Here is a 5,850-nt window from a genome sequence, read left to right on the forward strand (position 1 = left end):
ATCACGCATTTCTCCAATTAATATTACATCCGGATCCTGTCGTAAACAAGCCCGCAAAGCCCCGGAAAATGAATTTGTATCTCCTCCTAATTCTCTCTGATTAACAATACTTTTTTTATGTTGATAAAGATATTCAATTGGATCCTCAATGGTAATAATGTGTTTTTCTTCGGTCTTATTAATTTCGTTAATTAAGGCAGCTAAAGTTGTGGACTTTCCACAACCAGTTGCTCCTGTAACTAAAACCAAACCATCTTTTTTTTGGGATAGTTTTATAATAGATTCTGGGATCCCTAATCTTTCTAAAGGGGGTATTTCATAAGGAACAGGACGAATTGCCAGGCTTGGACATCCCCGCTGTTTAAAAACATTAACCCGAAAACGACCTATTCCGGGGAGAGAATATGAAAAATCATATTCACCCTTGGCCTGCCATGCAGACAATTGCTCTTGGGTCATAATTTCGTGAATTATTTTAATTATACTATCACGCATAATCCTTTGTGTCTGAAAATCCTCATCCTCCCAACGTACCAATTTACCCCCAATACGAAAAGTAGGATGAGCCCCGACCGAAAAATGAATATCAGAAGCCCCAACTTCAATTGCTTTTTTTAATATATTAACAACATTCACTCACCACGCCCCCTAAAAACCAAAAGTTTACCCTATTAAAAATATTCGACTTTATTCCCTAAATCCCTGCCATTAATTCTATTCGTTTATTAAACTCACTATTTTTTCAATAATTTCATCAAAATGCAAATCTGATGTATCCAAATAATAATCAGCACAATTATAATAAGCTTGACGTTCTGTAAGTAGTTGCTTAATGATTTGCTTAAGATCTCCCTTTTGTAATAAAGGTCGATTTTCCCTTTTTTTCACCCGCTGATAAATTACCTCCGGTCTAGCCATTAGGCAAATAATTATTCCCCTTTTTTTCATTAATTCCACATTATCTGCATCTAAAACTATGCCCCCACCAGTAGCCAAAACACAATTTTCTTTTTTTAGAAGGCGTCTTAAAACTAAACTTTCTTCGGAACGAAATCTAATTTCACCATGTTTTTGAAACAATTGCAAAATCGTTAGACCTGTAGTCTTTTCTACCTCCAGGTCTGTATCATAAAACTCTTTTTTCAAATGTACAGCCAATCTTCGGCCAATGGCTGTTTTTCCAGTACCCATAAAACCAATTAAAATCAGATTGGTTCGCAAACTAAAAATACCTCCGTTTTATAAGCTGCTCCAAAATCCTAATTAACCTTGTCCCTGGGAATTCCTTAATTGAAAGTGGGGTAACCAAAATTGTATAACAGCCAACTCGATTACCTCCCCAAATATCTGTAAAAAGCTGATCACCAATCACCAAAACCTGTTCTGGCAATAAGCTAATTTTTTCTAAAGCCTTGATGAAATTTTTTTTCCGAGGTTTAAAAGCATTAGCTATAAAAGGGAGCTGATACCTTTGAGCTACAATTTTGGTTCTCTTGTAACCAGCATTAGTTAATAAACAAATTTTAAAATTTAAGGCTAAAACCTTTTCCAAAAAAAATAATTCTGGAGCCATTATTTCTTTACTGTTCCATAAAGTTATTGTATTATCAAGGTCCAAAATTATGCCTCGTTTACCCTGTTTCCAAAAGAAATTGAGATCAATATCGGCAAGTGAAGCTACTACTAAATCTGGTTTTAAAATACTCATTATCATCTCCTACCAAATTTCTACAAACATTCTATCATAAAAGTAGGCGATTATTAAGTATTTATTTTAACAACATCCCAAAAACAGCACTATTTTCTCAATTCCTTAATTAACTTTTCCAAAGCTCTTTTTTCAATTCGAGAAACATATGAACGGGAAATACCCAATTGTTGAGCAATTTCCCGCTGTGTTTTACGATAGCCGCCATTTAAACCAAAACGCATTTCCAAAACCCTTTTTTCTCGGGGATTTAAATATTTAATTTTTTCCAAAACCTGCTGAAATTCCACATTAGTTAAAACCACATCAGGAACTATATCAGGATCTGTTCCCAAGATATCAATCAAAGCAATTTCATTTCCCTCTTTATCTACACCAATGGGATCATAGAGTGATACTTCTCCCCTATTTTTTTTAGTGGCCCTTAAGTGCATTAAAATTTCATTTTCTATACATCGTGCCGCATAGGTCGCCAGCTTCGCACCTTTTTCGGGATTAAAAGTATTAATGGCCTTAATTAAACCTATAGTACCAATAGAAATAATATCATCTTTATCATCATGAACATTGTCAAATTTTTTTGCGATATGGGCTACTAAACGCAAATTATGTTCTATTAAAACATTACGGGCCTCTAAATCCCCTTTTTGCAGTTTTTTTAAATAAAAATACTCATCCTGTTCAGAAAGTGGATGAGGAAAAGCATTATTATTTAAATAATAAGCTAGTAATAATAAACTATTAATTAAAGTAGCAATAGTAATAATTATTGTCCCTAAACCCATTATTGGTCTCACCTCCATTTTTTGCGGTCATTGATAATTCTATGGAGTAAGAGCCAATAATGTGCCTGTCATACAGATTTTATCTTAAAAAAGGCCGCAGCAGACGAGCCAAATAACCTGTCAGCAAACCAGTGGGCAAACTCACAAGCAGCAAAAAAGGCAAATAATAAAAAATATGCAGAGTATGCATTAAAAAAGCAGCCACAAAAATTTGTCCCAAGTTATGGAATAGGGCTCCTATAATACTAACCCCCACAATACTTAAGGAAGCCCAATATTTTATTACTACAGCCATAGCCAAAGTACTCAGCAAAGCCCCAGATAAACTAAGCCAAAAACCTACCGCTAAAAACGTACCACTTAAAAAAGAAATGAAACAAACACGTAAAATGGAAACCAAGATCCCTTCACGAACACTAAACAGATAAAGTACCAATAGTGTCACAATATTAGCCAAACCTAATTTAGCACCCGGAAAAGGAAAAGGATTAGGTAAGTGCATTTCCAAAAAACCTAAGGCAGCAGCCAAAGTTACTAAAAAAGACAGCAAGACCAATTTTCTAGTGGAAAACATGCCCTACCTCCCTATCCAGTAATCCCATCAAGAGAAGACCCACTTTTGAAAAAAACAACAATTTCATTGGGCACACAAATAATTGTCTGTGGTGCCTGCTCTATCCAGCCTTGTTCAACACAAATTTGGTCAGGACAGGCTGCAGACAAAATGCGTATTTTAAATCCCTCTATTTCCGCAACTACTGGTCCTAATTTACCTGCCAAAACAATTTTTCGATGTTCATTTTCCGCGGACAACACAACTGTTTCAACAACTTTACCTTCAACCTTAAAAACTACTTGCTTTATTTCTTCTTTGGGGGAAAATAACAGATTCCGTCCCAGCAGACAAAATAAACCTAAAAGAAAAATAATTAGGACTAAACGCAAATCGGCTTTAGTCATAATTTTCCCCCCGATGGAATTTATTTTCTAAACCTGAACTAATTAAAATTTCCCCCTCAGCCGTAACAATTACGACTTCCACATCAGGAAGTTGGTCGACTAAATCTAAAGCCTGTTTAGATTCTAATAAAAACAAAGCTGTAGATAAAAGATCTGCTTGTCCAGCATGAGGACAGATAATAGTTACACTTTGATTATAATTTACCGGATAGCCATTTTCAGTAGATAATAAGTGATGGTATTCATTTGTTCCTATTTTAATTACCCGCTGATAATCCCCAGAAGTAGCTACCGCCTCATTTTCCAGAGTTAAAACTCCAATTACCCCCTTTGAATCACGGGGATTTTGAATACCGATTTGCCAGCCAGGAAACCGCTTTTTTTTACCGATCACTTTAAGATCCCCACCTGCATTAATGATCGCTTTTTTTATTCCTGCAGTTTTTAAAACTTCTGCTGCACTTTCCACTGCATACCCTTTGGCCACAGCCCCTAAATCAAGCGACATATCTGCTTTACTTAAAAAAGCCGTTTGTTTTTCGGCATCCAGAATTAAATTATCACTATTAACCAACATTAATACTGCTTTTAATTCGTCCGTGGTAGGCACTTCTTGCCTTTGACCTGCTGTCTTCCATAAATCTACTAAGGGACCAATTGTAATTTCAAAAGCACCATTAGTAAGCCGCTGATATTTTTTAGCTTCTGAAAGCATCTCCCAAACAAGGGGATCTACCTTTACCGGTTTTTTACCAGCCTCCTGATTAATTTGCTGTACATTACTTTCCATGCTTTCCGGAGAAAATCGTTCTGTTAACCCGGTAATCCGCCGCATTTCCCGAAAGGCGGCCTCCACATTTTCCTTTAAAAAATCAGTATTAGCACCATAAGCACTAATACTGACAAAAGTATCCATTAAAAACTCCTCTTGAACTACTTCTTTTTCCCTAAAAACATAACCAGAAATTAAAATCAATAGTAATAACGCACCTAAAAAAAACTTTTTCATTTAAACACACCTACTGACAAAGATTGCAATTTTGGCAAGCGTGTACTTGTTCCTCTTTTTTTACATAATGACTAGTAATAGGCAGAATTTGTTCGATTACTTTAGTAGGACATTTTTCTACACAAAGACCACAATTAGTACATTTAGTTTCATCAATAACAGCCACACTGCCATGTTCATTACTTTGAACCACAATGGCACCTTCTGGACAAGTTCTTTCACAAATTTTACATTTGATACAAGCTATTTTACAAGCTTTTCTGGCCTCACGAGCTCTATCTAAATTACGACAGCGAACAAAAACTAACTGTGATATTTTAGATAATTTAAGAACTTGTTGGGGACAAATCTCCACACAAACTCCGCATCCTGTACATAATTCAAAATCGATAAGCGGCAAATGATTATCCCCCATTTGAATTGCACCCCAGGGGCAGGCTTCTACACAACTACCCAAGCCTAAACAGCCATAATTACAAACTTTCGGACCTTGGAATAAAATAGCAGCACTTTGACAATCATGAATTCCTTCATAATTATAAAGTAAAGCAGCTTCTTCTTGTCCACCAGCACATAAAAGTTGTGCTACTTCCCTTTCTTTAGATTCACCAACTTCTTTACCCATAATTCGAGCAATAGCTTGTTCAACTTGAGCTCCTCCAGGAGTACAAGCATCCAAAGGGGCCTCACCAGCAGCTACTGCTTCGGCATAAGCACTACAACCAGGGTAACCACAACTACCACAATTAGCTCCCGGTAAAATTTCAATTAAAGAGTCAATACGTGGATCTGTTTCCACGGCAAATTTCCGTTCAGCGGCCCCGAGAATTACACCAAAGAGACCGCCTAAAACAGCCAAACTTAAAACTGCATAGATCATCATCTTCTACCTCCGCATTTCTTTATAAAAGGCCGCTAAAACCTAAAAAAGCTATTGACATCAAAGCAGCTGTAATCAAAGCAATCGGCAGACCCTTTAAACTCCGTGGAATTTCCGCAAATTCCAGCCTTTCCCTAATTCCCGCAAAAAGAATCAAAGCCAAAGTAAAACCTAAGGCATTACCCAAACTATTAGCTAAAGTAGCCAACCAACCATAAGATTTCTGGATATTTAAAATAGCCACACCTAATACAGCACAATTAGTAGTAATCAAAGGTAAATATACTCCCAGAGCTTCATAAAGCTCAGGTGTTTTTTTCCGCATTACCATTTCCACAAATTGAACCAAAGAAGCAATTACTAAAATAAAAGCAATAGTTTGTAAATAGCTAATTCCCCAAACCTCCAAGACGAAAGTTTGCAGAAGCCAGGTAATCAAGGAGGCCAGTGTCAAAACAAAGGTAACCGCTACTCCCATTCCCACTGCTGAGGAAAGTTTTTGCGAAAC

The 5,850-nt window shown here is 36.5% G+C and carries 9 protein-coding genes; all 9 read right to left on the minus strand.

Annotated elements, in window-relative coordinates:
• Positions 1–636: Flp pilus assembly complex ATPase component TadA (tadA, locus tag GX687_05090; GenBank protein HHX96814.1), on the minus strand; the 636-nt coding region annotated here is incomplete at its 3' end.
• 78 nt (positions 637–714) lie between these two features.
• Positions 715–1,221 (minus strand): shikimate kinase, encoded by a 507-nt coding sequence (locus tag GX687_05095; protein ID HHX96815.1) that lies wholly within the window; start codon positions 1,219–1,221, stop codon positions 715–717.
• Position 1,222: 1 nt separating this feature from the next.
• Positions 1,223–1,708: a YqeG family HAD IIIA-type phosphatase gene (locus GX687_05100; GenBank protein ID HHX96816.1), complete on the minus strand. Its 486-nt coding sequence runs from the start codon at positions 1,706–1,708 to the stop codon at positions 1,223–1,225.
• Positions 1,709–1,797: 89 nt separating this feature from the next.
• Positions 1,798–2,493, minus strand: a complete 696-nt coding sequence (gene sigK, locus GX687_05105) for an RNA polymerase sporulation sigma factor SigK (protein HHX96817.1) — start codon at positions 2,491–2,493, stop codon at positions 1,798–1,800.
• A gap of 79 nt (positions 2,494–2,572) precedes the next feature.
• Positions 2,573–3,067, minus strand: a complete 495-nt coding sequence (locus GX687_05110; GenBank protein ID HHX96818.1) for a Gx transporter family protein — start codon at positions 3,065–3,067, stop codon at positions 2,573–2,575.
• Between the two features lie 11 nt (positions 3,068–3,078).
• Positions 3,079–3,453: a NusG domain II-containing protein gene (locus GX687_05115; GenBank protein ID HHX96819.1), complete on the minus strand. Its 375-nt coding sequence runs from the start codon at positions 3,451–3,453 to the stop codon at positions 3,079–3,081.
• Positions 3,446–4,462, minus strand: a complete 1,017-nt coding sequence (locus GX687_05120) for an FAD:protein FMN transferase (GenBank protein HHX96820.1) — start codon at positions 4,460–4,462, stop codon at positions 3,446–3,448. Before GX687_05120 ends, GX687_05115 begins: the two co-directional genes overlap by 8 nt.
• 10 nt (positions 4,463–4,472) lie before the next feature.
• Entirely contained in the window at positions 4,473–5,345 is an 873-nt protein-coding gene (locus GX687_05125) for an RnfABCDGE type electron transport complex subunit B (GenBank protein ID HHX96821.1), read from the minus strand.
• A gap of 19 nt (positions 5,346–5,364) precedes the next feature.
• Positions 5,365–5,850 (minus strand): electron transport complex subunit RsxA (locus GX687_05130; protein HHX96822.1); only part of this gene is annotated, 486 nt, incomplete at its 5' end.

It is taken from the genome of Clostridia bacterium (assembly GCA_012841935.1).
In the GTDB taxonomy this organism is placed as follows: Bacteria; Bacillota; Peptococcia; order DRI-13; family DTU073; genus DUTS01.